Source organism: Candidatus Hydrogenedentota bacterium (genome assembly GCA_019695095.1).
Classification (GTDB): Bacteria; Hydrogenedentota; Hydrogenedentia; order Hydrogenedentales; family SLHB01; genus JAIBAQ01.
Genome location: JAIBAQ010000006.1, coordinates 53,859 through 79,545, shown reverse-complemented (window position 1 = coordinate 79,545; position 25,687 = coordinate 53,859). Strand labels below are relative to the sequence as shown.

15 protein-coding genes are annotated in these 25,687 nt (G+C 58.8%); 11 read left to right on the top strand and 4 right to left on the bottom strand.

From position 1 onward, the window contains the following. The first annotated feature begins 862 nt into the window (after positions 1 to 862). The 4 genes from K1Y02_02215 to K1Y02_02200 all read left to right on the top strand — a co-directional run bounded on the left by K1Y02_02215 (position 863) and on the right by K1Y02_02200 (position 11,012). Entirely contained in the window at positions 863 to 6,124 is a 5,262-nt protein-coding gene (locus K1Y02_02215; protein MBX7255149.1) for a PAS domain S-box protein, read from the top strand. A 35-nt stretch (positions 6,125 to 6,159) separates the two neighbouring features. Continuing rightward, positions 6,160 to 8,079, top strand: coding sequence for a DUF3365 domain-containing protein (locus K1Y02_02210; GenBank protein ID MBX7255148.1), 1,920 nt, complete (start codon positions 6,160 to 6,162; stop codon positions 8,077 to 8,079). Positions 8,080 to 8,135: 56 nt separating this feature from the next. After that, positions 8,136 to 8,516: a diacylglycerol kinase gene (locus K1Y02_02205; protein ID MBX7255147.1), complete on the top strand. Its 381-nt coding sequence runs from the start codon at positions 8,136 to 8,138 to the stop codon at positions 8,514 to 8,516. A 78-nt stretch (positions 8,517 to 8,594) separates the two neighbouring features. Then, positions 8,595 to 11,012, top strand: a complete 2,418-nt coding sequence (locus K1Y02_02200; protein MBX7255146.1) for a PAS domain S-box protein — start codon at positions 8,595 to 8,597, stop codon at positions 11,010 to 11,012. Between the two features lie 151 nt (positions 11,013 to 11,163). Here K1Y02_02200 and K1Y02_02195 read toward each other — a convergent pair whose 3' ends face one another. Both K1Y02_02195 and K1Y02_02190 read right to left on the bottom strand, forming a co-directional pair. Next, positions 11,164 to 12,426, bottom strand: a complete 1,263-nt coding sequence (locus K1Y02_02195; protein ID MBX7255145.1) for a helix-turn-helix domain-containing protein — start codon at positions 12,424 to 12,426, stop codon at positions 11,164 to 11,166. Next, positions 12,423 to 13,196, bottom strand: a complete 774-nt coding sequence (locus K1Y02_02190) for an MBL fold metallo-hydrolase (protein MBX7255144.1) — start codon at positions 13,194 to 13,196, stop codon at positions 12,423 to 12,425. The genes K1Y02_02195 and K1Y02_02190 overlap by 4 nt, the downstream gene beginning before the upstream one ends. Positions 13,197 to 13,329: 133 nt before the next feature. On the opposite strand from K1Y02_02190, the gene rpoN reads away from it, so the two are divergent. Next, the gene (rpoN, locus tag K1Y02_02185) at positions 13,330 to 14,772 is read left to right on the top strand and encodes an RNA polymerase factor sigma-54 (GenBank protein MBX7255143.1); all 1,443 of its coding nucleotides are present in this window, start codon (positions 13,330 to 13,332) and stop codon (positions 14,770 to 14,772) included. Between the two features lie 345 nt (positions 14,773 to 15,117). Here rpoN and K1Y02_02180 read toward each other — a convergent pair whose 3' ends face one another. Beyond that, positions 15,118 to 16,080 (bottom strand): class I SAM-dependent methyltransferase, encoded by a 963-nt coding sequence (locus tag K1Y02_02180; protein MBX7255142.1) that lies wholly within the window; start codon positions 16,078 to 16,080, stop codon positions 15,118 to 15,120. A gap of 281 nt (positions 16,081 to 16,361) precedes the next feature. Continuing rightward, positions 16,362 to 17,639 carry a transposase gene (locus K1Y02_02175; GenBank protein ID MBX7255141.1) on the bottom strand — a complete coding sequence of 426 codons (1,278 nt, stop codon included), beginning with the start codon at positions 17,637 to 17,639 and terminating at the stop codon, positions 16,362 to 16,364. A 186-nt stretch (positions 17,640 to 17,825) separates the two neighbouring features. Here K1Y02_02175 and pap point away from each other — a divergent pair, with 186 nt between their 5' ends. The 6 genes from pap (at position 17,826) to K1Y02_02145 (ending at position 25,630) form a co-directional block, all read left to right on the top strand. Next, positions 17,826 to 19,298 carry a polyphosphate:AMP phosphotransferase gene (pap, locus tag K1Y02_02170; protein MBX7255140.1) on the top strand — a complete coding sequence of 491 codons (1,473 nt, stop codon included), beginning with the start codon at positions 17,826 to 17,828 and terminating at the stop codon, positions 19,296 to 19,298. A 4-nt stretch (positions 19,299 to 19,302) separates the two neighbouring features. Further along, the gene (locus K1Y02_02165) at positions 19,303 to 20,100 is read left to right on the top strand and encodes a hypothetical protein (GenBank protein MBX7255139.1); all 798 of its coding nucleotides are present in this window, start codon (positions 19,303 to 19,305) and stop codon (positions 20,098 to 20,100) included. A gap of 178 nt (positions 20,101 to 20,278) precedes the next feature. Next, the gene (locus K1Y02_02160) at positions 20,279 to 21,388 is read left to right on the top strand and encodes a DUF4190 domain-containing protein (protein ID MBX7255138.1); all 1,110 of its coding nucleotides are present in this window, start codon (positions 20,279 to 20,281) and stop codon (positions 21,386 to 21,388) included. A gap of 102 nt (positions 21,389 to 21,490) precedes the next feature. Then, positions 21,491 to 21,685 carry a hypothetical protein gene (locus K1Y02_02155; GenBank protein ID MBX7255137.1) on the top strand — a complete coding sequence of 65 codons (195 nt, stop codon included), beginning with the start codon at positions 21,491 to 21,493 and terminating at the stop codon, positions 21,683 to 21,685. 176 nt (positions 21,686 to 21,861) lie between these two features. Then, positions 21,862 to 24,543 (top strand): hypothetical protein, encoded by a 2,682-nt coding sequence (locus K1Y02_02150; protein MBX7255136.1) that lies wholly within the window; start codon positions 21,862 to 21,864, stop codon positions 24,541 to 24,543. A gap of 10 nt (positions 24,544 to 24,553) precedes the next feature. Continuing rightward, complete coding sequence (locus K1Y02_02145) at positions 24,554 to 25,630, top strand: tetratricopeptide repeat protein (GenBank protein ID MBX7255135.1); 1,077 nt, start codon at positions 24,554 to 24,556, stop codon at positions 25,628 to 25,630. Positions 25,631 to 25,687: the final 57 nt, after the last annotated feature.

Here is a 25,687-nt window from a genome sequence, read left to right as displayed (position 1 = left end):
TTGCTCACGACGGCACGACGGAAGACTTGGACGTATTGTCTAAGGCGGACGTCGCAGAGCGAATCTTCGACCGAATTGCCGCGCTGCTCGCGGCTCGCTAATCCGCGTAACTCACGATCTCATTTCTAGGCACCCTGGAATATGCCCAGCGCCATGCTAGAATTCGCTCACACGCTCTTCTCTTTTGAACGCCGTAGGCATGGCAGCGCAGCATAGCCGCAACCAAACTGACTTAACCACGGATGAACCCCGATGGAGAAACCAAAAAAGCGGCACTGTTCTCGTTGCCGCTAGCATCTGCACTACTTTCAGCCTGCGGCGCAGGATGATAGTGGTTTCTGTCGTGGCGCAGCGAATCGAAACCCCGGGTCCCAGCCCCGACCCACGGGGAGCCGTGTAGGGGCGATGGCAACTTGCACGGGTCATCTTGGGGGAGTGTGAAGTGTGGTCTGAGGCGTTGGTGCAGTGGGGATAGTGTCTGGTGGCGCAGAACACGTTGACCACGAATCACACGAATTGAGAGAGCCCATCAAGCCCTAGTCATGCGATCATTCATGTTCGGGGGCGCGGGCTGCGCATTCGGGTAAAGGCGCACCGCTGTTTATTTGCAGTCACTTACTCGCTTTGTCTCTGAGGAGAGGCCGTCCTCAACCATGACCCCGACCCTGAAAGCTCTTAAAACTAAGCATTGCTCATTATTCGTTTTTATTGAAATAGAAATCCGTATCTGCCGACATACACGAATTTACCTTGACATGCTGCCCAAAACCATGATGAAATTAAGCTCCGGCGGGAATGCTGAAAGGCTGATAGGAAAACACTGCAGCTCTGATCCCCTCCGGTAAGAGTGGGGTAGTATTTCATGGTTGCGGTCGCTGTACGGGGACTGTTGCAGGTAGCAAGTGTTCTCTTGCCGCCTGCGGTCGCATGCTGGGTGCAGTGGCAGCTTTGGGACTATATCCAGCCCTTTGCCTGGTTCTTGTTTTTCCCCGCAGTCATGGTAAGCGCCCGGTTTGGCGGCCGACTCGCCGGGATCGGGGCAGCGGTCTTTTCCTCTATCCTGGCCCTCTATTTCTTTCTTCCGCCTCAACACGCTTTCTCAATTCACGACCCGAGCAACGTCTACTCGACGGTCCTGTTTCTGATTGTGAGTGCAGCAACTGCGTTCATGGTCCCTTTCCGACGCGAGGCAGGCCAAACCAAAGGCGTGTGTCTTGCAGACACGGACTCCGCCAGGCAGAGCGCAGACCAGGAGAACACGCCGCCCACGCCTCCATACGCAAGCACATCACAAAGTGCGATGAACGAGAGTTCTCAGACCCTCCAGAAGGCTTCCACAGTAATCGGCCCTCGCGATGATGACCTCTGGCTAGACCTCGCGCTTGAGGCGTCTCGTGCCTCACTCTGGGATTGGGACATCCCGTCCGGCCGAGTGACAGTCGATGAGAGGTGGGCGCAGATTGCAGGATACACGCCAGAGGAACTGAAGCCGCTTGATATCCATCGCTTGGCATCTCTTTGCCATCCGGACGACCTCCCGATGTCTGATGAGATGCTGGACGCCTGCTTTGCGGGAACGCTCACGTTTTACGAGTGTCCCAAGCGATTGCGTCACAAGAATGGATCCTGGATATGGACCATGGACCGCGGCAAGGTGGTGGAATGGTCGGAGGATGGAAAGCCGCTTCGCATGGTAGGGACTCACTTCGATGTGACAGCCCTAAAAAGTGCGGAAGCAGCCGTCCGCGAGCGTGATGCGCTGCTGCAAGCAGCTCTTGACGCGACGGACGAGGCCATCTTCATCATGGACACCCAAGGATTGGTGCTGGCGTTGAACTCGACCATGGCCACGCGACTCGGGACCACGCAAGAAGCGATTCTGGGGCGCCCCATAGACGGCTTTCTCTCCCCCGATGCCGTCGCGAAACTCCGAGAGCGAGCAAATCAGGCTATTCAGTCCAAGCAGCCCGTACAGTTTGACGACGAACGCGAAGGGTACTGGTTCGAGAACGCGGCATATCCCCTGACCGATGATCTCGGAAACGTCACCAGACTAATCATCTATTCTCGCGACGTCTCTCAACGAAAGCTTGCGGAGCATGCATCACGCTGGCGTCAAGAAGTACTCGAACGGGCGGAAAGTCTGGCGCACGTCGGCTCATGGGCCTTTGACATGAAAAAAGATCAGCTTCACCTCTCCGACGAATGGAAACGCATCCACGGCATCGTCCGCGAGATTCGTTGCCTGAACGATCTGTACCCGATTGCGCATCCCGAAGACTTGGCGCGTGTGACAGAGGCCTTCAATGCCACCCAATATCAAGGCGCGCCATACGACATTCACCACCGGATTGTCCGGCAGTCTGACGGAGAGGTGCGATATCTCCATGCAGTCGGGCAGGCTGTACGAGATGCTTCGGGGCAGATTGATCAGATAGTAGGTGTGTGCAAGGACATGACGCAGGAAGTTCTCACGCGCGAGATCCTGCGCGAGAGTGAAGAGAAGTACAGGGTGCTGGTTGAGAACCAGAGCGAACTCATCGTTCATCTGGATACAGACGGCACCGTACGCTTTGTCAGCCCAAACTTCTGCGACGTTTTCGGAACGCGCGCCGAAGACTTGCTGGGCGTGAAGTATGTTTCCCTGTTGCCCGCCGATGACCGCGAGAGAATTTCCAAGTCGCTGACCCGCGTACTGAAGCCTCCGTATCAGTGCAGCTTTGTGGTGAAAACCTTGACCGAATCCGGATGGCGATGGTACTCGTGGTCCACGCGTGCGGTCCAGTCCGAGCATGGAGACGTGTCCTCGATTGTCGCCGTGGGACGCGACATTACGGAACGGCACCAAGCCGAGACGGCCGTAGCTCGGGAAAACCGTCTGTATGCCTCTCGTATGGCCCTCATTGAATTTGCCCAAGACCATTCGCTCGAACAGCTCCTTCGCGAAACGGTGGATCGGGCGTGCAGCCTCACGGAAAGTCCGATCGGGTTCTATCATTTCCTGGAGGACGACCAGCGGACCATCTCGCTCCAGGTGTGGTCCACGGCGACAGAACGCGAGTTCTGCACGGCGGAAGGCTCCGGTCTTCACTACGACTACGAAAAGGCCGGGGTCTGGGCGGACTGCATCCGCGAAGGCCGGCCAGTAATACACAACGACTACGCGTCATTGCCCCACCGCAAGGGCATGCCGGAGGGGCACGCGGCAGTGGAGCGGGAACTGGTGGTGCCCGTCTTCCGGGGGGCAAAGATCGTCGCGATCCTGGGTGTGGGCAACAAACCGTCGGAGTACAACCAGGAGGACGTTGGCACGGTATTCCGGCTTGCCGACCTGGCGTGGGACATCGTGGCCCGCAGACGCGCCGAGGAAGCCAAAAACGCAACCGAAGCGAGGCTGAAAAAGATATTCTCGCTAGGGCTCATCGGCATGACGATCTCGTCGACGGAGAAGAATTGGATTACATTTAACGACCAACTCTGCGACATGCTGGGTTACACGCGCGAAGAACTGAAGCGTAAGACGTGGCCCGAACTGACGCATCCCGACGATTTGGAGTCGGACATTTCCGAATTCAATCGGGTGCTGAGCGGTGAGATCGAATCGTATAAGGTCATGAAACGATACGTCCGAAAAGATGGCAGTTTCCTCCATGCGATCGTTTCCGTTTCGGCCGTGCGCAAAGCAGATGGCTCGGTGGACTATTTCCTGGCGCTCGTGCAAGACGTTGGAGAGTTGATCGCGGCGCAAGAGGCGCTAGCGCGCAGCAACGAAAGCTACAACTCCTTTATCAGCCAGAGCCATGAAGCCATCTACCGGACGGACCTGGATAGCCCCGTCGATATCAGCCTGCCCGTCGAAGAGCAAATAGACGCCATCTACGCAAACGCCTACATTGGCGAGTGCAATCAAGCCATGGCCGAGATGTACGGAGCCTTGTCGCCGAAACACCTGATAGGAAGGCGGCTTCCGGAACTCCACGGCGATACCAGAAGTCCTGTCAACCGAGCGGCCGTCCGGCGGTTCATCGAATCCGGATATCGCGTCGAAGATAACGAGACGGAAGAGGTTACCCAGTCAGGCAACCGCCGCTGGTTTCTGTCCAACGACGTAGGTTTTGTCGAGAATGGAAAGCTGATTCGAGCCTGGGGCACTTGCGTGGACATTACCGAACGTAAGCAGGCTGAAGAAGCGTTGAGGCAGAGCGAAGAGCGCTACCGCGCGCTTGTGGAAACGATTTCGGACTGGATTTGGGAAGTCGATTCCGAGGGCCGTTACGTTTATGTCAGCCCCCGCGTCCGCGATGTTCTGGGGTATGCGCCCGACGAACTACTGGGACGCACTCCCTTTGACATCATGCCCGAATCCGAGTCGCAACGCGTGATGAGCATATTCGAACAGATTGTCAGGCACCGGCAACCCTTCTTCAATCTGGAAAACGTATGCCTAACGAAGGGCGGCAGGGAAGTCGTCATGGAGACCAGCGGGGTTCCCGTGTTGGACTCGGAAGGCCGGTGGATAGGATTCCGGGGTGTCGACCGAGACATCACGGAACGCAAAGCCGCAGAGGTGGCGCTGCGAGAGCGAGAAGAGGAACAACGGGCGATTATTCAGACCGCGCAGGACGGTTTCTGGATGGCGGATCGCACCGGGCGGCTTTTGCAGGTCAACGACGCCTATTGCAGGATGAGCGGGTACAGCCACGAAGAATTGCAGACCATGCGAATCTCGGACCTCGATGCCATGGAATCGGAGGCCGTCTCGACGGAGCACATCCAGAAAGTGATGGCGGTTGGTCATGATCGCTTTGAATCCCGACATCGCCGCAAGGACGGAAGCGAATACGATGTAGAGGTCAGTTGTCAGTTCCGTCGTGACAAGCAGGGCCGGATCGTGGCCTTTCTCCGCGACATGACGGCGCAAAAACAGGCTCAGGCGGAGCGAACTCGCCTTGAGGAGCAGTTGCGCCAATCGCAGAAACTGGAAGCAGTTGGGCTGCTTGCCGGAGGAGTCGCTCACGATTTCAACAACCTGCTTCAAGTCATGATGGGGTATGTGCAATTGGCAGCGGGCGACCTTGGCAAAGGACACCCGCTGCGTCAGGAACTGCGTGAAGTGGTGAAAGCAGGGGGGCGCGCCCGCGATCTGGTAAACCAGTTGCTCACATTCAGCAGGCGGCAAGTCATGCGGCCCACCGCACTGGACTTGAACGCGGTGATCGAAGGCTTTTTGAAGATGCTCTACCGCGTGATTGGAGAGCATATTCAGCTCACCTTCAATCCGGGAAGCGGCATCGAGTCCATCTATGCCGACCAGGGCATGTTGGAGCAGGTTCTCATGAATCTCTGCGTTAACGCGCGCGACGCGATGGGCTCCAGCGGCACGTTGACACTGGAGACTCGTCCGGTATTCATTGACAAGAAAACGATGGAGTCCGGCGGATTTCCGCAGCAAGGAAAATACGCCCAACTGAGTGTCTCGGACACCGGATGCGGAATGGACTCCGAGACGATTTCCCGCATCTTCGATCCCTTCTTTACAACCAAAGAGCAGGGCAAAGGAACAGGACTCGGGCTGTCGACGGTGTACGGCATTGTCGGTCAGCACAACGGGGTGGTCCAGGTACGAAGTGAACCCGGCTGCGGAAGCACATTCACCGTATACCTGCCGATTGTGGAGTCTCCCATTGAACAACCGCAGGAGGAAGGTTCCTCGTCTACCGTAGGAGGCACGGAGACAATCTTGGTGGCGGAGGACGATGAAGGAGTACGCAGGCTGGCGTCGCGTATTCTGAGTGAAGCCGGATACACCGTTCTTTGGGCAGCAAACGGCGTGGAGGCCATCGAGCGATTCACGGAGAATCGCGACCGTGTGCGATTGCTGCTTCTAGATGTGGTGATGCCTGTCATGGGCGGGAAAGAGGCCCTCGAGCGGATTCGACTCCTGTCGCCGGACATTCCCGCACTCTTCGTAAGCGGGTACGCCGAAGATGCGATGCACGCGGACTTTACGCTGCCCGAAGGCATGAAACTCATACGAAAGCCCTACATGCCCGATGATCTGTTGGCAACGATACGAAGTATTCTCGATTCAAGCGCGCTTGAAGGAGTGAAGCACGGAGACTGATTGTGGATGCCGGAGCCGGCAGGAGGACAGACGCGGTGACTGCGCGTGACGCATTGCGCGCGGAGGAGGCGCGCATTCCGAAGATAGCCGCCATGCTTGCATTGGCCTGGACTCTCGTGATCGCCGCACTGGTCGGGTGGGCCTATCACCGATTGATGAATCAGGCTGAGAAGATGGCGCGTCTGGAGGCTGCCGCGAGTTTTGAGAAGGACGTCATCTATCGCAGGTGGGCCGCAAGCCATGGCGGCGTGTACGTGCCCGCAACGGAACAAACCCCGCCCAGTCCTTACCTGTCTCATGTTGCAGAACGGGATATCGAGTCGCCTTCGGGCAGACGCCTCACGTTGGTCAATCCCGCGTATATGACCCGCCAGGTTCATGAATTGGGTAAACAGCAGTTTGGCCCAAGAGGGCACATTACAAGTCTGCGGCCGATCCGGCCGGAGAATGCGCCCGACCCGTGGGAGGCGGAGGCCTTGCGGACACTGGAGACCGGACTCAGCGAAGTGGCAACGGTGGAACGGATGGAGGGGGAGAGTTACCTTCGTCTGATGCGTCCGCTGACGACGGAGGAGAGTTGTCTGAAATGCCACGCCAGCCAGGGATATGCGTTGGGCGATTTGCGAGGAGGCATCAGCGTCACGGTGCCGATGGAGCCGCACCGTGAAATCGCGCGAGCACAGATGGTTCCCATTGGGCTGGGACACGGAGCGCTCTGGATGCTTGGACTGTGCGGCATTGCATTGGGGGCGCGCCGGCTTCAGGCAAGCAACCGGGAGCGAGAGCGCGCAAGTGAAGAGAGGGCCAGGTTGGAGGACCAGTTACGGCAGTCTCAGAAGATGGAGGCAGTTGGACAACTGGCGGGAGGCGTGGCTCATGACTTCAACAATCTGCTTCAGGTCATGCTCGGCTACCTGGAGATCGTGAGCTCGGACCTTGGAGCGAACCATCCGCGCCACAATGACCTGCTTCAAATCGAGAAGGCGGGACGACGCGCGAAGAGCCTGGTAAGTCAACTGCTGGCGTTCAGCAGGCGGCAGATTCTGCGACCGCAAAATGTGAGCCTTAATGTGCTCATTGAGAACTTCGTTGCGATGTTATCGCGGATGATCGGTGAACATATTCAGTTCAGATTCATTCCCGGAGAACATGTGGGGACGGTCTACGCGGACAAGGGGATGGTCGAGCAAGCGCTGATGAATCTCTGTGTCAACGCACGGGACGCCATGCCGCAGGGAGGGTCCCTGACCATTGAAACCAAAGACCGTCAGCTTGACCTTGAAATATGTGGGCGCTTGGGCGTCGCGCCGGGGCGCTACGTTCAGATCACGGTTTCGGATACGGGTTGCGGCATGGACAGCACAACGAAGGAAAAGATCTTTGAACCCTTCTTCTCTACCAAGGGCGTGGATAAGGGAACGGGACTGGGGCTGCCAACCGTGTATGGCATCGTACTTCAGCATCGAGGCGCGATTGATGTGGAAAGCAAGGTGGGCGCGGGGACGGTATTCCACATCTACTTGCCCACCCTCGAAGAAGTAGCCCCGCAGAAGGAGACCCAAGAGAAACCGGGATCAAAGCCGGGTGGGAAAACCATCCTGCTCGCCGATGACAACGACTCCATCCGGGAATTCGGTGCGCGGCTTCTGCGTAGCGCAGGATACACCGTTGTCACGGTAGCGGATGGCGTGGAGGCGTTGGAGCGCTTTGCCGAGTCCCCAGAGGCCTTCCACCTTGTACTGCTGGACGTGGCTATGCCGAGGTTGGATGGGAGGGAAGTGTACAAACGCATCCAGGAGCGCGCTCCTGGGACCAAAGTGCTCTTTGCAAGCGGATTTGCCGATGGCGTTTTCACCTCTGGCTTGGACGAAAAGGACCGTGCAGCGATTCTAGCGAAACCCTATACGTCGGAGGAACTGCTGCATGCAGTACGTTGTGCGCTTGGCCAGGGCTAAAAGGTCTCGAGAGGGAGACATCGCTAACGACGCGGCGGGCACAGGAGATCCGCACGATGCCAAATAAGTTCCTCGCCAAAGAGCCGCACGTCCGCTACAACCCGGCGCGAAAGCTCCGGCATGCGTTCAACGGATTTTGGTTCGCCGTCGTCAATGACTTCAGTGTGGCGTACAAAGTCGTCGTGTCGGTGGCGACCCTGACTTTGGCCGCGTTTTACGCCGAATCGGTTGATGTCCTCCTGATTCTTGTGGCAACCGGGCTCATGATGATGGCGGAACTGTTCAATACGGCCATCGAGGCCATCTGCGACTACTTTGAAACCGGTCACGACGAAAAGATCGGCGCTATCAAGGACATCGCGGCCGCGGCGGCCGGGGTGTGCATTATTGTATGGGTTGTGGTTATTGTGACTGAAATGTGCAACGTCTTCATGTAACGCTTGGCCGGCGGACACGACACGATCCCTCACAAGAGGGAGCAGGCCGTATGCACGATACAAGGGGAGACCAGAGCGATGGTGTGTGGGCAGGGACATGCTGCGCCACGTCCGATGCGGGGAGTGGCGATCCGAATCGTTCTTGTCATCGGCGCCCTGTGGCTGACTCGGGCTGCCGCCGACATCTTGAATGTCTACGGATATCTTCCTTTCTCCACGGTCATGGACGTAACCACCGTCTGCGACCTGTGCCTGTGCGCGTTTGTCGCGTATCACACGTTTGTGTGTTTTTCGCTTCTAAAAGGCAAGTATCTGATTGTATTAATGACGCTGGGCTGCGCGCTTGTTGTGACACGCAGCCTGCTGCGAGCATACCCGGAGACGAGCGCCGCGCTGCATCTGGCCCCTCATCAGCTTACGCAACTGGCGGATGGTGTGATCGCAAATGGCGGCGCCCTCGTTCTCGCGGGATCCTTCTGCTTTATTCTGCTGTCTCTGCGGAACATGGTTATCCGAATGGCCTCGAATGAGCAGCAACTGAAGGAAAGCGAAGAGCGGTTCCGTTTGTTGTTCGAGCAGGCGCCGGATGGCTATTTCATAACGGATCTGAACGGCGTATTTGTCGACGGGAATCAAGCCAGCGAACAGTTGATTGGCTACTCACGGGAAGAGCTGATCGGTAAGAGCTACGCGGATGTGCAGTTGATTCACGCGGATTCCGTAACGAGTACCGATGTCGCGATGGAGCGCAATCGGGTGGGGTCGGACACCGGACCCAACGAGTACACGCTGGTCCGAAAAGACGGCGTCACCATCGATGTTGAGGTGCGTGCCCACCCTGCCGTGCATCGCGGAAATCCTGTGTTGCTGGGTATTGCGCGGGACATTACCGACCGTAAGCGCGCGCAACGCGCCCTGCTGGAGAGCGAGCGCCGGTATCGCGGGTTGGTCGAGCAGACTCAGGACCTGATCATCCGTATGACCACGGACGGAAAGATTGCGTTCATCAATGCGGCCAGCGAACCCATGATTGGGTACTCGCCCGAAGAGTTGATCGGCCAGCCGGTGTCTCGATTCTTGAGTGAAAGCACGGTCCGCCAGTTGGAGGCAAGTATGGCGCGCCGTCTCTCGGGAAAGCTTGGCGACGGCCCGCTAATCCAAGTAATCGAACTGCGGCGAAAGGACGGCCTTCAGTACTTTGGTGAAGTGCGTTCCATTCCGATTGCGGACGCATACGGTGTCATTACCGAGTTTCAAGGCGTCATACGCGATATTTCGGATCGCAAGCGCGCCGAAGAGGAACGAAGAGAACTCGACCGTCGCATGCTAAACCTGCAGAAGCTGGAAAGCTTGGGCGTGCTGGCGGGAGGCATCGCGCATGACTTCAACAATCTCTTGCTGCTTGTTCTGGGTTATGCCGATCTCGCGCTCAAAGAACTCTCCCCAACTTCGCCCGCCCGGGATAGTATCCGCGAAATTGAAGATGCCGCTTGCCGGGCAGCCGACCTTTGCCGCCAGATGCTTGCCTATTCGGGCCGCGGCAAGTTCGTGATGCAGACAATTCATCCCAACAGGCTCGTTGAGGAGATGACGCATCTCCTGCGAGCGTCGGTCGGAAAGAAGGCCAATCTCAATCTCAATCTCGAAAGCGCCCTGCCTGCTATTGAGGGCGACGCCACACAATTGCGTCAAATGCTCATGAACCTGGTGACAAACGCTTCCGAGGCCATCGGGGAAGAACCTGGCGTGGTCGGCATCTCCATGGGGGCGCGGGACTGCAAGCAGGAAGACTTCCGCGGAATGCTGTTTGAGGAAGCAATGGAAGAAGGTCTCTACCTTTGTGCCGAAGTGAAGGACACGGGATGCGGCATGAGCCATGATACGCTGCAGCGCATCTTCGAACCGTTCTTCACAACCAAGTTCACCGGCCGCGGGCTCGGCATGGCGGCGGTGCTGGGGATCGTGCGTGGCCACAAAGGCGCGATTCGCATTCAGAGCAAGCCTGCACACGGAACGACAATCACGCTCCTGTTCCCGGCGCGCTCGGCCCCGCTCGGCGATTCAAGAGAAACGCCGGAACTCGAGAATGCGGAATGGACGGCGAATGGGGGCATCCTGTTGATAGACGATGAGCCGCAAGTCCTCACATTGGGACGGCGGATGCTGGAACGGCTCGGATTCGAGGTCTTCACGGCCTCAAACGGGCGGGAAGCCGTTGAGACATACCTCAATCACAGAGAGAACATCGCGCTCGTCCTGCTTGATCTCGCCATGCCCAACATGGATGGCGGGGAAACCTTGTGCGAGCTTCGACTCATAGATCCCAGCGTCCAGGTCATTTTGTCGAGCAGCTTCACGGAACACGAAATCGCGGGACAGTTCGCCGATCAGGGCATCATAGGATTTCTTCAGAAGCCGTACACGATCTCGACACTTCGAGACTGCATCCGCTCGGCTACTGCGCTGGGCAAGGAAGCCGACTACTTCGGCTTGTAATCCGGACACTTGACCGCGTTTGGACGTTGCGGCCATTTGCACGCCGAGGGATGGTCGTAGAGGCAATTGTCGCAGAGGAATTCCGTGGGGCACTGCAAGCGCAGCCACCACTGGCGCAGACGGTGCAAAACACCGCGTTGATTTTTCTTTGTCATCGATGGCGCCTCAGGTGATCCCGGTACTGTTGGGGCGACACGCCCTCAAACTTTCGGAACAGCTTGCTGAAATTGCTGGCGTCGCGTATGCCGACGCGCTTGGCCACGTCGCCCACGCCCAGCCGGGTGCGCCGCAGCAGTTCCTTGGCGCGGTCGATGCGCAGCCGCCCGACGTACTGCGAATACGACAACCCAAACTTGCGCTGAAGCTGATGGGTGATTGCGGTCGGGTGCCGTCCCAATCGTTCGGCCACCTCGTTGAGGGTCACGTGATTGGGAAGTTTCGAACCGACAATCCGGTTGAGTTCGTCGAGGACGCCGTCGACAGACACGTGGCGCGTCCGGCGCAGGACGATTCCCAATAGAGCCATCGCGGCGGCAATCAAATCCGAGTCGGTCCGGGACTGAATCACTTCCGACACGAAAGCGGGGAACTCGTCCCAACTGTCCGACGTATTGAGGCGCGCATTCTCCGCGGCTTCCAGCGTGGCGCCGACCAGCGCCAGAATCCTGGCCCGCCTCGCAAGCATGGCCGCGTCTCCGGTGCTCACCACCTCCGCCAACGCGGCGCGAACCAGCGATCGCGCAAGCGTCTGATCTCCGGCAGCCAGCGCGGCGGCAATTTCCGCGCCCCGATAGGGCGAGGTGTTGAGCGCGCGGCTCTTGGTCCGTCTCGATGCCCTTCGCGTGGCCGCCATGACGGGCGTGGGGTCGCTATCCTCGGTGACGGCCTCCGTCTCCTGCGCCGCGACCCAGAGCGTCTCCAAAGCCTCGACGGTCCATTGGGCAAGCGCGGGCACCGATTCGGCGCGCACGATGGGGATGTCCGTCAGTGGAACCGGAAACATGGGCATCTCGCGGTGGCCCAGCTCGGCCAAGCCGGCAAGGGCGTCGTCAACGAGGGTCTGCGGGGCTTCCGCGGGACAGAACGGACCGAAGGTCAGCACGAATGCCCGCCCTTCTTCGGCAAACATGGGCACGGACACACACGCAAATCCCATGTGACACAGAAATGGCGTGGGCTTGCCCCGCTGCATCGCGAGCGGAAACGCCTTTGCGCGCGATGCCCGGCACGCGGCCTTGCCGCCGGGATACTCGGATACATAGCGGCAGGCTTCGCACTGACCGGTCCCCGCTATGCAGGGTCCCTCATTCTCTTCTTCCGTGAAGTGGATGCTCGCCGACACCCCGGAAACGAGCTTGGCGCGCACTAAGGCCGCTTGGGCCGCATCCGAATGGAAGAAGGCGAGAACCTTCATACGCCAATCTCGAATATGGGAGTGGGCTGGTCGCGCCGCGCGACGTGAACCTCCGTGCCTCGGCCGCCGACTACGCGGCTGGCCATCGAACGGGCAAGCTCGTGCGTGTTGTTGTCGTCGCTGATGTGCACCAGCACGACCACCTTGAGCGCGTCGTGCGCAATATCGCTCAGCAGGGCGCACATGTCGGCGTTGGACAAGTGGCCGTGGCGCCCGCGAATCCGCTGTTGCACCATGGCGGGATAGGGGCCTCGCCGCAGCATGTCGGGACAGTAGTTGGATTCGAGTATGAGCCCTTGCGACCCAGACAAGCGCTCGCGCACAAGGTCGGAGGAGCGGCCCAGGTCGGCTGCCAACCCCAGTTTGGCTCTTTCGCTGGACACCACGTAGCAGACCGGGTCGGCGGCATCGTGCGGGACGCTGAAGCTGCCGATGCGGATAGTGCCGAATTGGAGTTCCTCGCCGGCTTCGAAAAGCTCCACCCGCGGCAGCTCGCCGATGGAGGGAGGAAGGGCGTCGCGCGTCTGGGGGGTCAGGAACACGGGCACATTGAGGCGCCGGGCGAGGGTCCCCAGGCCACTGACGTGGTCACCGTGCTCGTGCGTGATAAAGACGCCCCGGAGATCGTCCAGCGACTCGCCCACAGCGGCGGCGCGGAGCTGAATCTGTTTGAAACTCAGGCCCGCGTCGATTAGGATCTTTACGCCGTTTGAAGCGATAAGAGTCGCGTTGCCGCTGCTCCCGCTTCCTAGGAGGCAAAAGCGAATCACGCCACCCTCCTCGATTCGTCTAACCCGTTGATTCCGTGGAAATTATAACAAGGAATCCAAGGACGATCAATTGACAGCGGCCCCTGGTGACGATATAATGGCACATGAATTGCTTAAGAGGCTTTAACATACTATGATGCACATGGAACATGGCCTGCGCCAAACTCAGGTGCAGCGGCTGATGCTGACCCAGAAGATGCAGCAGGCCATTCATATTTTGCAGCTTTCTAATATTGAGCTCGATCAGTATCTCCAAGAACAGATTGAGCAGAATCCGGTTCTCGATCAGACCCCTAAAGAGCAGACCGTTCAACTGGAAGAACCGACGCATGACCCGCCGGCAACCCCCAGTTCAGACGGAGCCCCCATCGACGACAGCGCGTTCAATCTCGACGACTTCGCTAGCCAGTGGACGGACTTCAGGCGGGAGGGACAGGACATGTCCCGCAATCCCGAGATGGCGGAAAAGCGCGAGTACTACCAGAATTCAATCACCAAGGAAGAATCCTTCTCGGCCCGGCTGTTGACGCAACTCCGCCTGGCCGCTCCCGACGAGAAGTCCTACCTGATCGGCGAACTCATCGTAGGCGAAATTGACCCCAAGGGTTACTTCACGGGGTCATTGGAAGAAATCGCGCAGGAAGCCGGCGCGTCCAATGAAGACGTCGAGAAAGTCCTTCACCTCATCCAGCAATTCGAGCCGACCGGAGTGGGTGCGCGCGATATCGTGGAATGCCTCCTACTCCAAATAAGCGTGGAGTTCCCGAAGGAGCCCCAACTCAAGACGCTCGTTGCCGACCACCTTGAAGATCTGGAACGGCGCCAGATTCCGAAGATCGCCAAGGCCATGGGCGTTTCGCCCGAGCGCGTCGAAGAGTTGAAAGACATGCTGGCCACGCTGAATCCGTGGCCGGGGCACGAGTACTCCTCGGAAGAGACGCAATACGTCACTCCCGACGTGATTGTCGAGAAGATCGACGAGGAGTTCGTGGTGTACCTCTCGGACGATTCGGTGCCCAACGTTCGCATCAACAACCAGTACCGGACCATGATGACGAACGGGCGCATGTCGCGCGAAGAGAAACAATACGTCCGCGACAAGCTCGAATCGGCGAAATGGCTTATCCGCAACATCGAGCAGCGGCAGCAGACCATCCTGCGAATTGCGCGCGCCATCGTCGAAGTACAGGCCGACTTTCTCGAAAAAGGCGTCGAGTTCATCAAACCGCTGACGCTCCAGGAAATCGCGGACAAGGTCGGTGTGCACGAGGCAACCGTCAGCCGCGCCACGCGCGGGAAGTACATGCAGACGCCGCAGGGCCTGTTCGAGATGAAGTACTTCTTCTCGCCGGGCCTTCGCAAGGATTCAGGCGGTGAACAGTCGTCGAAGAGCGTGCAGTCGATCATCAAGAAGATTATCGACGACGAGGACAAGACAAAACCGCTGAGCGATCAGAAAATCGCCGACATGCTCAAGACACAGGGGCTTAACATCGCTCGTCGCACGGTGACCAAATACCGCGAAGCGATGGGAATCCTGTCAACCACGCTGCGCCGCTCGTACCAGGAGTCGTAGGGGAAGCGATTCCGCTCGCCGTGGAATGCGGGCGCTACGGGGACCACGGCCTACGGTGCGACGTCTTCCATTGATTCCGGCACGCGAAAGGGTGCGCCGGGCGACGGCGGGGACAATGTGTGGTAGGCATCTTGCCTGCCTCTTTTCAAAGGCTTTGACACATCCCAAAGATGCAGGCAAGATGCCTGCAACACATTCAATGCACCACTCAAATCAGCGTCGGGCACTGCAGGGAAGAATCAGGAACTCGCGCAAATACGGCCGGAGCCCCGGAGTTCTGCCCCGGACGCAGCAACAGGCGGAACCTGCGAAACGACTAAGAGGACCGGAAGACCGATGCAAAAATTACTTCCTCACCTCGACAACCAGGAACGGATTCAGAAACGAGCGGGCGATGGCGGAGGGCATGTTCTCGATGTAGGCGATGATGGGGGTCTTAATCAGGCGCAAGAGGCCAAGTGAGCCGGTGCGTTTGAAGGCGAAGTAGTATTTCAGTGGCAGGGGCGTAACGGACTTTGCGTTGTTCATGGAGCAGAACAACCGGCGCAGTTCTCCAAAAGAGAACAGATGGTATTTTCCGAAGGGCCTGTGGACGTTCATGCCGAACCGGTCGAAGATGTACCGGCGCAGCCGGGCCGTTCCGGGTGGCGTGGCATCGTCGGTCGGTTCGTGGTGGATGTCGATGGGAAAATGCTTGTTTGGGCACGTCACGAGGAGGCGTCCACCGGGCTTGGTGACGCGCAGCATCTCGCGCGCGAAGGCGCGCCGCGTATCCCAGTAGTTGTCGTTCAGCGTGTAGTGGCCGACCTTCGTGCCGATGTGCTCGATGGTACCGAGCGTGTATACGGCGTCGAAGTAGCCGTCCGGGAACGGCATGCACGCCCCGTCACCCGTGATGAAGTTGCGTGGGTCGTTTCCATTGCGAGCCCAGAACCGGGCGAGGCACGGAATGTCGAGACCGAAAGCGTTGAATCCGTCTTCGGCCAGAAACCGGATCCCCATCCCCATGCCGCAGCCGACTTCAAGCACGCGGCGGGCATTCTCGCGAACTACCCACGGTTTCAGGAACTCTCCATAAAACCGCCGCCACGACTCTTGCTGTTCGACCGCGTATTCTTCGCTCGTGGATTCCATGTCGTAGAACGCGGATTCCAGCGTGAAATCGAAGTATCCGTCCGTTCCTCGAAAATAAGACCCGCCGTCGCACACGAGCGCGCCACCGCGGGCTTGCAGCGGCTGATGCGTCCGCGGACACACGAGGGCCGAAGCGAGCGTCTCCGCAAGCTGAGATTCTTCAATATCGGACAAGCCGTCCAAGCCTCCACGGGTTGGGGAACAGCGTCATTGTGGGGAAGAGGAGGGCACGGGCGCAAGCACTGAGGATGGAGTCAGAATCGTTACGCTCGGCAAACATCAGCTCCTCCTGTTGCCTCAAGTGAAAATCTACTCGAACGGTGATTCGTTGCCTCACGTAAGAATCTACTCGAAAGTGAGTGAGTGCATTTAGGGTATAACCACCGGATATTGGCGTGAACCCCTCCCCCGCGGGGAGGGGTTTGCTGTACTAGTGTGCATGTTTTTCGATTCCATTACGCCGTCCGTGCCGGGGCGTGGCTGCGCCAGGGGTGGTTGGGCCCAGGCGCGTGCGCGGCCAGTGCCTGCGTCTGGGCGGCTGTGAGCCGGGTGGCTTCTTTCAAGAGCTTGCGTTGCAGGCTTTCGATGGTCCGTTTGAGGTGGGCAGGGTTGAGCTTTTTGTAGCGGACGCGGAGTCGTTGTTTTGTACTGTGGGATGCGTCGTTCGATTCGAGCACGCGTTGATACGGGGTCTTGGGCTTGCCATACCGGCGAGTTACCTTTGCACCGTCACGGGTCTTTTCGACCAGCTTCACGGAGGGCATGAAGAAGTTCACGTAGGCGCTCAGCGCGGCATACAGCTCGTTCAGCAGGTTGCGTGCCCGTTCGCCTTGATAGCGGGCATACCCGGCGAAGCGACGCACAATGGACCAGTTCTTCTGCTCGACATAACACGTGTCGTTCTTGCGGTAGGGACGGCTACGCGTGAAGGCGAGATCCTCGCTTTGGCAGTAGTCGAAAAGTTGTCGGTTAATGAACTCGCTCCCATTGTCCGAGTCCACTCCCAGGAAAGGAAAGGGGAATCGCTCCCGAAGCCGTTGGATGCCTTCGAATACGTGGGTTTGCGCCTTATTGAGCGCGGCGTACTGTTCGCTCCATCCCGTAGCCACGTCCGTCATGTCCAGAGTAAAGCAATAGTCGCCTGCCGCCACTCCACCATCGTGTCCCACCAGATCCATCTCCACGAAGCCGGGCTTGGCATCGTCCCAATCCGAAAAGGTCCGAATCGGGATTTGGTGCTTCAAGAGTGTTCCGGGCTTGGTGTGGCAACGCCCTTTGATGGCGTGTCTTTGGCGTTCGGGCTGGAGCAGACGGTCCACCGTTGCCGGGCTTATCTCCAGTAATTGCCGTTGCACTCTCTTGGACAGCTTCAGTTCTCTGAACTCCACCAGCCGTGGCACCACCTCGGGCAAGGCTGCCACTAAGCGCTTGCTGCCGATGTAATCGAGAATCTCCCATATTTTCTTCAATGCAGCGGCCACGTCCGCCCCATACGTGCGCTTGCGGGCTTTGGGCAGCCGGACAACGTGCACGCTGCCTTCCACCGCGACTCCTGGCTTCACTTGGACGCGCCTACCGTGATTGCGCAACAGCCCGGCCGCGTATGACCGGTTGTATCCGGTGGCTTTCACGAAATCATCCAGCATCCGCCCCTTGTCCCTTTTTCCTGCCCGGCGGAACTGTTCCGCCAAGGCCTTCGTCACTACTCTGCGTTCCTGCATCGTTAACCCCATGAATTCCTTCCGCCTCCTTAAGGCGGAAACTACCCGTTTCTACCAAAATCCCAAAACCCTTCGAGTAGATTTCCTTCATGAGGCAACGATTCCATTTCGAGTAGATGTATGATGAGTCAAGTCGCTCCTTTGCTACTTGTGAGAAATCGCGCTACACTGCATTCCTCTACTGGGGAGTTGCACGCCATGCTTGAAACCCTCGATCTGTCCGCGAACCTGTCAAAGTCTGAGCACAAAGAGGCCATGAACGCGCTGGACCCGCAACTGGCGCAACGGCAACGAGACCTGCATGCCGCCGGAATCCCAGTGTTGCTGGTCTTCGAGGGGTGGGACGCGTCGGGCAAGGGCACGACCATCAGCCGCCTGCTGCAACCGCTCGATCCACGCGGGTTCAAGGTGCACACCATTCTGCCGCCCACAGAGGAAGAGCGATTCCGTCCGCCGATGTGGCGTTTCTGGACGCGCCTGCCCGCCGACGGGACCATCGGTGTATTCGACCGCAGTTGGTACCGGGAAGTGCTGGAAGACCGTGTCGAAGAAGAAGGCACGCGTGCCGATTGCCAGCCGGTCTACGAACGCATTCGCCGATTCGAGCGGCAACTTGCCGATGACGGCGTCGTCATCGTGAAGTTCTTTCTGCACATCTCGAAGAAAGAACAGTCGAGCCGTTTCAAGAAGCTGAAGAAAGACCCCGCTTATTCTTGGAAGGTGGGCAAGCACGAGCTGCGCCAGCACAAGCGCTACGATGAGCATTTGCAGGCTGTCGAAGACATGCTCGTTGAAACATCGACGCCGTACGCGCCGTGGACGGTTGTGCCTGCGACCGACAAACGGTTTCGCGAACTGAAAGTCGCGGAGACGCTGCTGGCGGCTTTTGAACAGGCGCTCCTTCGCACCGAACCGCCCGTCGCGCCGCAAGTGAAAGAGCCTGTGCGCCGCACAAGCCCGTTGGATCGCGTCAAGACGAGTGTCGCGCTGAGCCGGGACAAATACGACAAGGAACTGGAGCCGTTGCAGGATGAACTGCGGCGGTTGCAGCATCTTTGTTATGTGCGAAGGACCCCGGTAGTCATTGTCTACGAAGGATGGGACGCGTCCGGCAAGGGCGGCAACATCCGGCGTCTCACAAAAGAAATGGACCCGCGTGGTTTGGAAGTAGTGCCCATTGCCGCCCCGCAAGGCGATGAAAAGACGCACCATTATCTATGGCGATTCTGGAGACCTCTGCCCAAAGCAGGCCACATCGCGATCTTCGACCGGAGTTGGTACGGACGCGTTCTGGTGGAGCGCGTCGAAGGATTTGCCAAACCGGAAGAGTGGCAACGGGCATACCGGGAAATCAACGAATTCGAGTCCGAACTCGTCGAGTGCGGCGTCGTGTTGATTAAGTTCTGGTTTCATATTTCGAAAGAAGTGCAACTCCAACGGTTCAACGACCGCCAAGCCGAACCCAGCAAACACTGGAAAATCACGGACGAGGATTGGCGTAACCGCAAGCGTTGGGACGACTACTGGCTGGCGGCGTCCGATATGTTGGAACGCACGTCAACCACACACGCACCTTGGATCATCATAGAGGGGGACGACAAGTATCACGCGCGCGTAAAGACGGTGCGGGTGGTCGTGGAGCGGTTGAAGCCGGTAGTAGACAAGGGGTAGGTTTGTGGCAAGTATGAAGTGTCCCAAATGCGGTGCGTGGGTGTCCATGGACGGCATTGGTAAAGCCAATAGCGCCATGTGTTTATCGTGTGGGGCCAGTATCCTTGCGCCACAAGTCCAACCTGAAGTGCTGGCAACATTGGCGGAGCGAAGAGAAACCCTGCGCACCGCCACGCGGAAACATGCCAAGCCCGAAAGCGGACCGAAACGGAAGGGGCCGATTCTAAAGCTCAGTGTCCTGGACCCGGTGGTCGACTTGGAAGCCACGGGGCGGACCGCGCCCGCAGACGAACCTGTGACCCAGCCGGCGCCGGTCGAGTGCGATTCCGTGCCGCAGGCCGAGAGCCCGGAACCGGTGATAATGCCAGCGGCGTTTGTGCCGCAGCCTCCACCTGTTAGGCGCGCTATCGACGCATATGAGCTCGACACCCTGCCACGACTGCAGGAGGCCGACCGTATCGCGAAGCGCAGAGCCGAGGAGCTCAAGGCGCGGCCGCCGTCTGACATACCGCCGCCTCTCCCTGATAGGGATTGGGTGGTTCGCGGTTTCCCGTCCGAGAATGAAAATAACGTTCGCGTCGATCCCATGGCGCTCATTTGTGTCGTTTGTGGCTTTGCCTCGTTTCTGTGCGGCCTGGGACCGTTACTCTCCATCCCGGGTTTGTTTCTCGGATTGGCCGCAATGGTTCGCATCAGTGGTTCGCGTGGCCGCTGGAAGGGAAAGGAACTCGCCCGCGTCGGAGTGGTAGTGAACGTGATTAATTTAGTCGTCGCGTGGATGTTCTTTGTAAGCCGGTGGTGACATGCCGTAAGGGGTAACGGGTAAATACCGGTCGTCCACAGTTGCCATTGCGCCGTTTGTGTCTTAGCCGCTATATTGTAGCCGCATGCTAGTAGCACTCGGCACGTGTCGGCTGTGGTGTGCGACGATTGGCAATCTGCCACAGATCCGTGGATTTGCCAGAACAAAAGGGGGTCTCATGAGCACCGTACGATGTCCGAAGTGCGACAGAGAATTGGACGGATGGCAAGGCGCCGAGTGTCCGCAGTGTGGGGAACGCCTTGCAGTATCGAACGAGCCTTCGCCGCCTCCCATTGCACCCCCACGGCCCGCCGTTCGCGTCGCTCAGACGGGACCCGCACCCGACGCCCCCAACGACGGCATGGCCATAGCCAGCTTGGTTCTGGGCATTTGCTCCTACTTGTGTACGGGGCCGCTCTGCTCCGTTCCTGGAATCATCACGGGGGTCGTTTCGCTGTCACGAATACGGAAGTCGCGTCCGAAGCTCCGCGGCGAAGGGTTGGCCATAGGAGGGATCGTACTGAGCGGCGTCAATCTCGCCCTATGCGTTGTCATGATTCCCATGATGGCGGCAATCATGTTGCCCGCGCTCGCGCGCGCCAGAGAGGCGGCTCGCCGCGCCTCCTGCCAGAACAACCTTAAGCAGCTTGGTTTAGTCGTGAAAATGTTCGCCAACGAAAGCGACGGCGAATACTACCCGGTATTGTCGCCGGAATCGGGCAAGCTCATGTTTGCCAACATGAGCGCTGTATCGAAGTCGCCGGTGTATCCCGAATTCTTTACGGATGCGAGCATCTTGATTTGTCCCAGCGATCCTTCTGCGGATACGGAAGCCGCTGCGGCCGCGCAAGACCCCGAAACCATCCTGGACGACACGTGCTACTACTACCTGGGCTACGTCGTGCGAAGCGACGACGAAGTCGAGGAATTTGCAGAGCAATACCGCAAGGTTACCGGCGAGAGTGGCGACTTCGAACACAACCTGCAACTCTCGGAATCGTCCTTGGAAAGCAGAGCCCGTTACATCTACAGACTTCGAGAAGGGGTGGAGCAAGAGTTTATGGGTGATATCCGCGTGCCGGCGACCGCCGCAGCGGATATCCCCGTCCTCATTGAGCGCATCGGCCACCATGTACCGATGGGCGCGAACGTTCTCTACATGGACGGTCACGTCGAATTTATCAGATATCCCGGTAAATGGCCGATGACGGAACGCACCGTGAGCGTCTTGCAGGCGCTCGACGGCGGTTTTTGGCCTCCACGGGAAGTAGACTTGGGCTACAACTGAGAGCGCCAATTCGCGCCTTACGTAAACGCGGCCGCACGGATTTCCTTTGTATTGTGCGGTTCGCGTGGTAGAATCGAGGTAGAGTCTGGTGGAGGTTTGTGTATGCCTACCTTCGAGTATCACGCAATTCGCGCCGAAGGCGACGAAGAAAAGTCGTTTGTGGGGGGAGTTGTAGTCGCAAAGTCCCGCCACGAAGCCAAAGAGAAACTGCGCGAGCTGGGCCTGAAAGCAACCATGCTCAAGAAGGCCCGAGGCGTCATGGCCCTCCTCAAGTGGCTTGACGCCGACATACGGTGACGTGTCCAAACATGACGTCGCGGCGCTTCCGCTCCGAATCGGGCGCGAAGCGCCGCGGTTTTATTTTCCCGGTGACTGCGTGAAGGCGACACAGCCCCGCATTTTGTACCGGCGCAACTGAAAGGAGCTGCATAGACTCGAAGTCACCGTTGGATGGCGAAAGGAGATAGCCACAGATGCGGGGGAAACACACGATCGGGCTGACTGCGATACTACTCCTCATTGTCGCCTGCGCCATCTCGCGCGCCGATGACGCAAAGTTCGAAGTCGGCGCGGGAGGACGCATTTTCAACACACCGGACGTCGAGGCGCTGCTGCAACGCCCCTACCTTCCGCAGGTGCCCATGACATGCAGCGGGACTTGCCTTTGGGCCGCACATCCGGATGGCTGGGCCTTTCCCTCGAAAGAAGTGAATTACTATCTGATTACCTCGTGGGGCCTTGGGTTCGATGTGTCGCTCATCGTCGACGAATCGCCCATTGCTCCTTCCGAAGCCACATTGCGTCCGAGCCACGTCCGCATGTCAGGCGCAGCCAGCGGAGTCTCGGTATCGGGCGCGAAATGGATCACCCGCGACAACGTACTCGCCGTTCAACTCGCCCTCTCCAATAGCGGAACCGAAGACAAGCGCGTTGTATTGAAAGCTGCGCTACCGGCTGCGTCACCCAGTCTTAAAGACGACGCCGTATCGTGGACCGTGCTCCGCAACGGAATGACGCTTCACTGCCGCGGTCAGATCCCTGGATTCTCCGCGGAGCCCCATGAAGGCAGTCTGACGCAAGCTTTCTGGACGGAAGGCGAAACCCCGCGCATTCAACGCGGAAGCTCGGGAGATGACGAGAAGGCGGCGGCAAACGGAGGGCGCGTACTCGGTAGCGGGTTCGGAAGTGTTGCCGATGATTACGCTGTATGGACCATCGATGTGACTGAGCCTATCGAAAAGGCCGTATTGTCCGTTCGGTATGCGCGCGCAACCGAAGGCGATGCCGCGTTCAAAGTGCAAATCGGCGACGGACGCCACACCGAGGACATCGCCTTTGCCAGTACCGGCGGCTGGGGATCGCGTACGAATGAATTCGGTATCGTCACCCTCCCGTTGGGCGCCGTGGAAAAGGGCCCCTTGCGCGTGCGCGCCGTATCCTTGGCGGCAAACTCAAACGTGAACATAGACACGTTGTACGTGCACGCGGAAGGTTCAGCCTTACCCGACGCCACCGGCGGGGAAACCATCTGCCTGCGAAACGTGGACCTGAAATCCGGCGCAACCGAGACCGTGTCGCTCTATCTTGCCGTGAGCACGAAATCGCGCGAAGCCGACTTCGCGCTGCGGCGTGTTGCAGCGCAGAAAGACCCGTTGGGCGCTCACGTCAACGAATACGTCGGCTGGAATAACGAGACGCTCCCTTCGTTCACCTCATCGGACGAAGCGTTGCAGCGCCAGTATTGGCACCGAGCCACCAGTATCCTCCGAAAGAACCTCTTTCGCGTCGGCGAAGGGAGGCTTATGGATTGGGGTATTTCGGAAGGGCGATGGACGTCGGAATGGTACGCCAACATGATTTCCTACGGCGCGGGCCACCAGATCCGCGAGGCGCGTTGGCTGCGTGACCCGCAGTATGTGCGCGGCATCGTCTCGACGTGGTGCGCGAACGAAAAGGACAACGGCATTTTCCCGAGCCATATTCGCCCAAGCAGCATTGGCGACGGACAATATACCGATTGGATCACGTCAACGGTTTGGGATGCGCATTGCGTCCATCCCGATGTGGAAGCGCTGAAGAAATGGGCCGATGCGCTGAAACGCAACGTCGATGGGTGGCTGAGTACCTACGACAAGGACAACGATGGATTGTTGCTCGTGGATAGCCATTGGTGGACGGGCATGGAGTGGCAACCGTCGTTCTTCTTCTTCAATGGGTTTGATGCGGAAAAACAAGACCAGCAATTGGAGCGCGTCGATCTGACGTCATACGTCTACGGCAACGCTCGAAGCCTCGCGCATATACTCGCGCTCATCGGCGACGCCGAGGGCGCAAAACACTACGACGCCATTGCGGACACGATTCGCGAGGCAACCAAGGCGATCCTGTGGGACGATGCTTCGAAGTACTTCTACTCCGTCGCGCCGGACTCGCACGAGAAGGCCATGGTCAAGGAAGTAGTCGGCGTGTATCCCTTCTACTTCTCGATGTTCGCGGGTGAAGAGGAACAGCCTTACGCGGAGGCGTGGAAATCGATCCTGAGTTCCGAAGAATTCTGGACCACGTGGCCCGTCGCTTCCGCCTCCAAGAAGTGCCCGGCGTATTCCCAGGGCGAGTTGTTCCACGGAAAGAAAGCGACGGGCTGCATGTGGAACGGCCCCACGTGGCCGCATGCGAACAGTATCGTGTTGTCGGCCATGGCCGCAGCCTTGCGCGATTTCGAGAAGAGTCCACTGTCACCGCGCGATTTCCAGGACCTTCTCTTGTCGTTCACGAAGGCGCAATTCCTGGACGGCGACCTTGCGTACCCGTGGACCGGCGAATTCTATAACGGCGACACGGCCGCATGGCGCACCGACCAGCGCGATTACGATCACTCCACCTACATTGACATCCTCATTGCCGACCTTGCCGGCCTGCGCCCGCGATCCGACGAGCTCATCGAGGTCAGGCCGATTGTTGCGCCGTCGATGCCCGCGTTCGTCGTCGACGGTATCCGCTATCACAACCACGATGTGACGATTGCCTGGAACCCGCCCAACGACGAATCGCCCACCCCCGACTCGTTGAAGGGCTACCGTGTGTATGTTGACGGAGTGTTGCGTCATCACAGCGCGGATGCTGCCACGGGCACGGTTATCGAGCCGAAGGGATAACTCGCGCGCGATGGGCATCGGCTTGATAGTTCTATTCTGTGTGGATGCTGCGTTGGCAGTCGGCGCCGTGTGGATTCTCGTTCGCCGAGGGCCCAACACCGTCGGCGCATTGCGCGCATTCGAGTCCGTCATGTTGCTGGTAGGAGCCTTGGTCATACATGCGCTGGCTGTGCTTGCGTGCGGCGTAATAACGCAACTCACCGACGGCTCGTGGTCTGCAACCGAACAATTGTCGCTCACGATGGCCGGCTTGGCGGGCGGAGCCATTCCCGTGATGATACTGGGGTATCTCGTTGCCGCGGGATTCGCGCACAGCTTCACCGCGGCACTCAGCGGAGATCGCCCCGCGTCTCCTATACCGTCCGTGTGCGCCGAAGCGGAGCGCCTTGTAACGACCGGCGATGTCGATGGTGCGGTCCAGGCGTACAAGCGTTTCTATCGCCAGTATCCGCAGTCCACGCGGCCTTTGTTCGATGCCGCGGTATTGTTGATGCGTAAGCAGCGTCATCAGGAGGCCGCGGATCTACTGCGCGAAATCATGCGCATCAACCGTGACAACACGGCCGAGTGGAAGCCATCCGCGCATCTTCTTGCCGATCTTCTCCAAAACCATTTCGATGAACCCGAAAGCGCGGATTACCTGCTAACCGAGATCGCGAAACGCGGCGGCGAACCGCAACCCTCCAAAAGTGCGATGTCGCGCTCGGAAGCCGCGTTCAAGATGGACCGCGCGCGAACGATGGCGGGAAGGGGCATGACCGATGAGGCCGTTCGGTTGTTTCAGGAAATCGATCGCGCGCATCCTTCTTCACCGCACGCAATCAAGGCCGCAGCCGTGGCGCTCGAGTCCGAAGGTCGTCTGGACGAAGCGTATGCCCTGTACCGGGAAATCATGCGCAGGTTTCCGCAGGATGTGCCAGACTGGGCGCTGGCCGCGCACCGTGCCGCGTTAATTTGCATCAACCACCTGCACCGCCCGGACGAGGCTCGCGCCACCGCGCGGTTGCTTCTCCAGAAAGCGCCCGGTTCCTCGGCGGCGCGCTGGGCCGGCGCCTACCTCATGGACGTGAACAGAGAGGCAGATTAGTTGCCGGCTTCGCTGAATCGATGCGGCGTACTTAACGCTCTCTCATGCTATGATGTC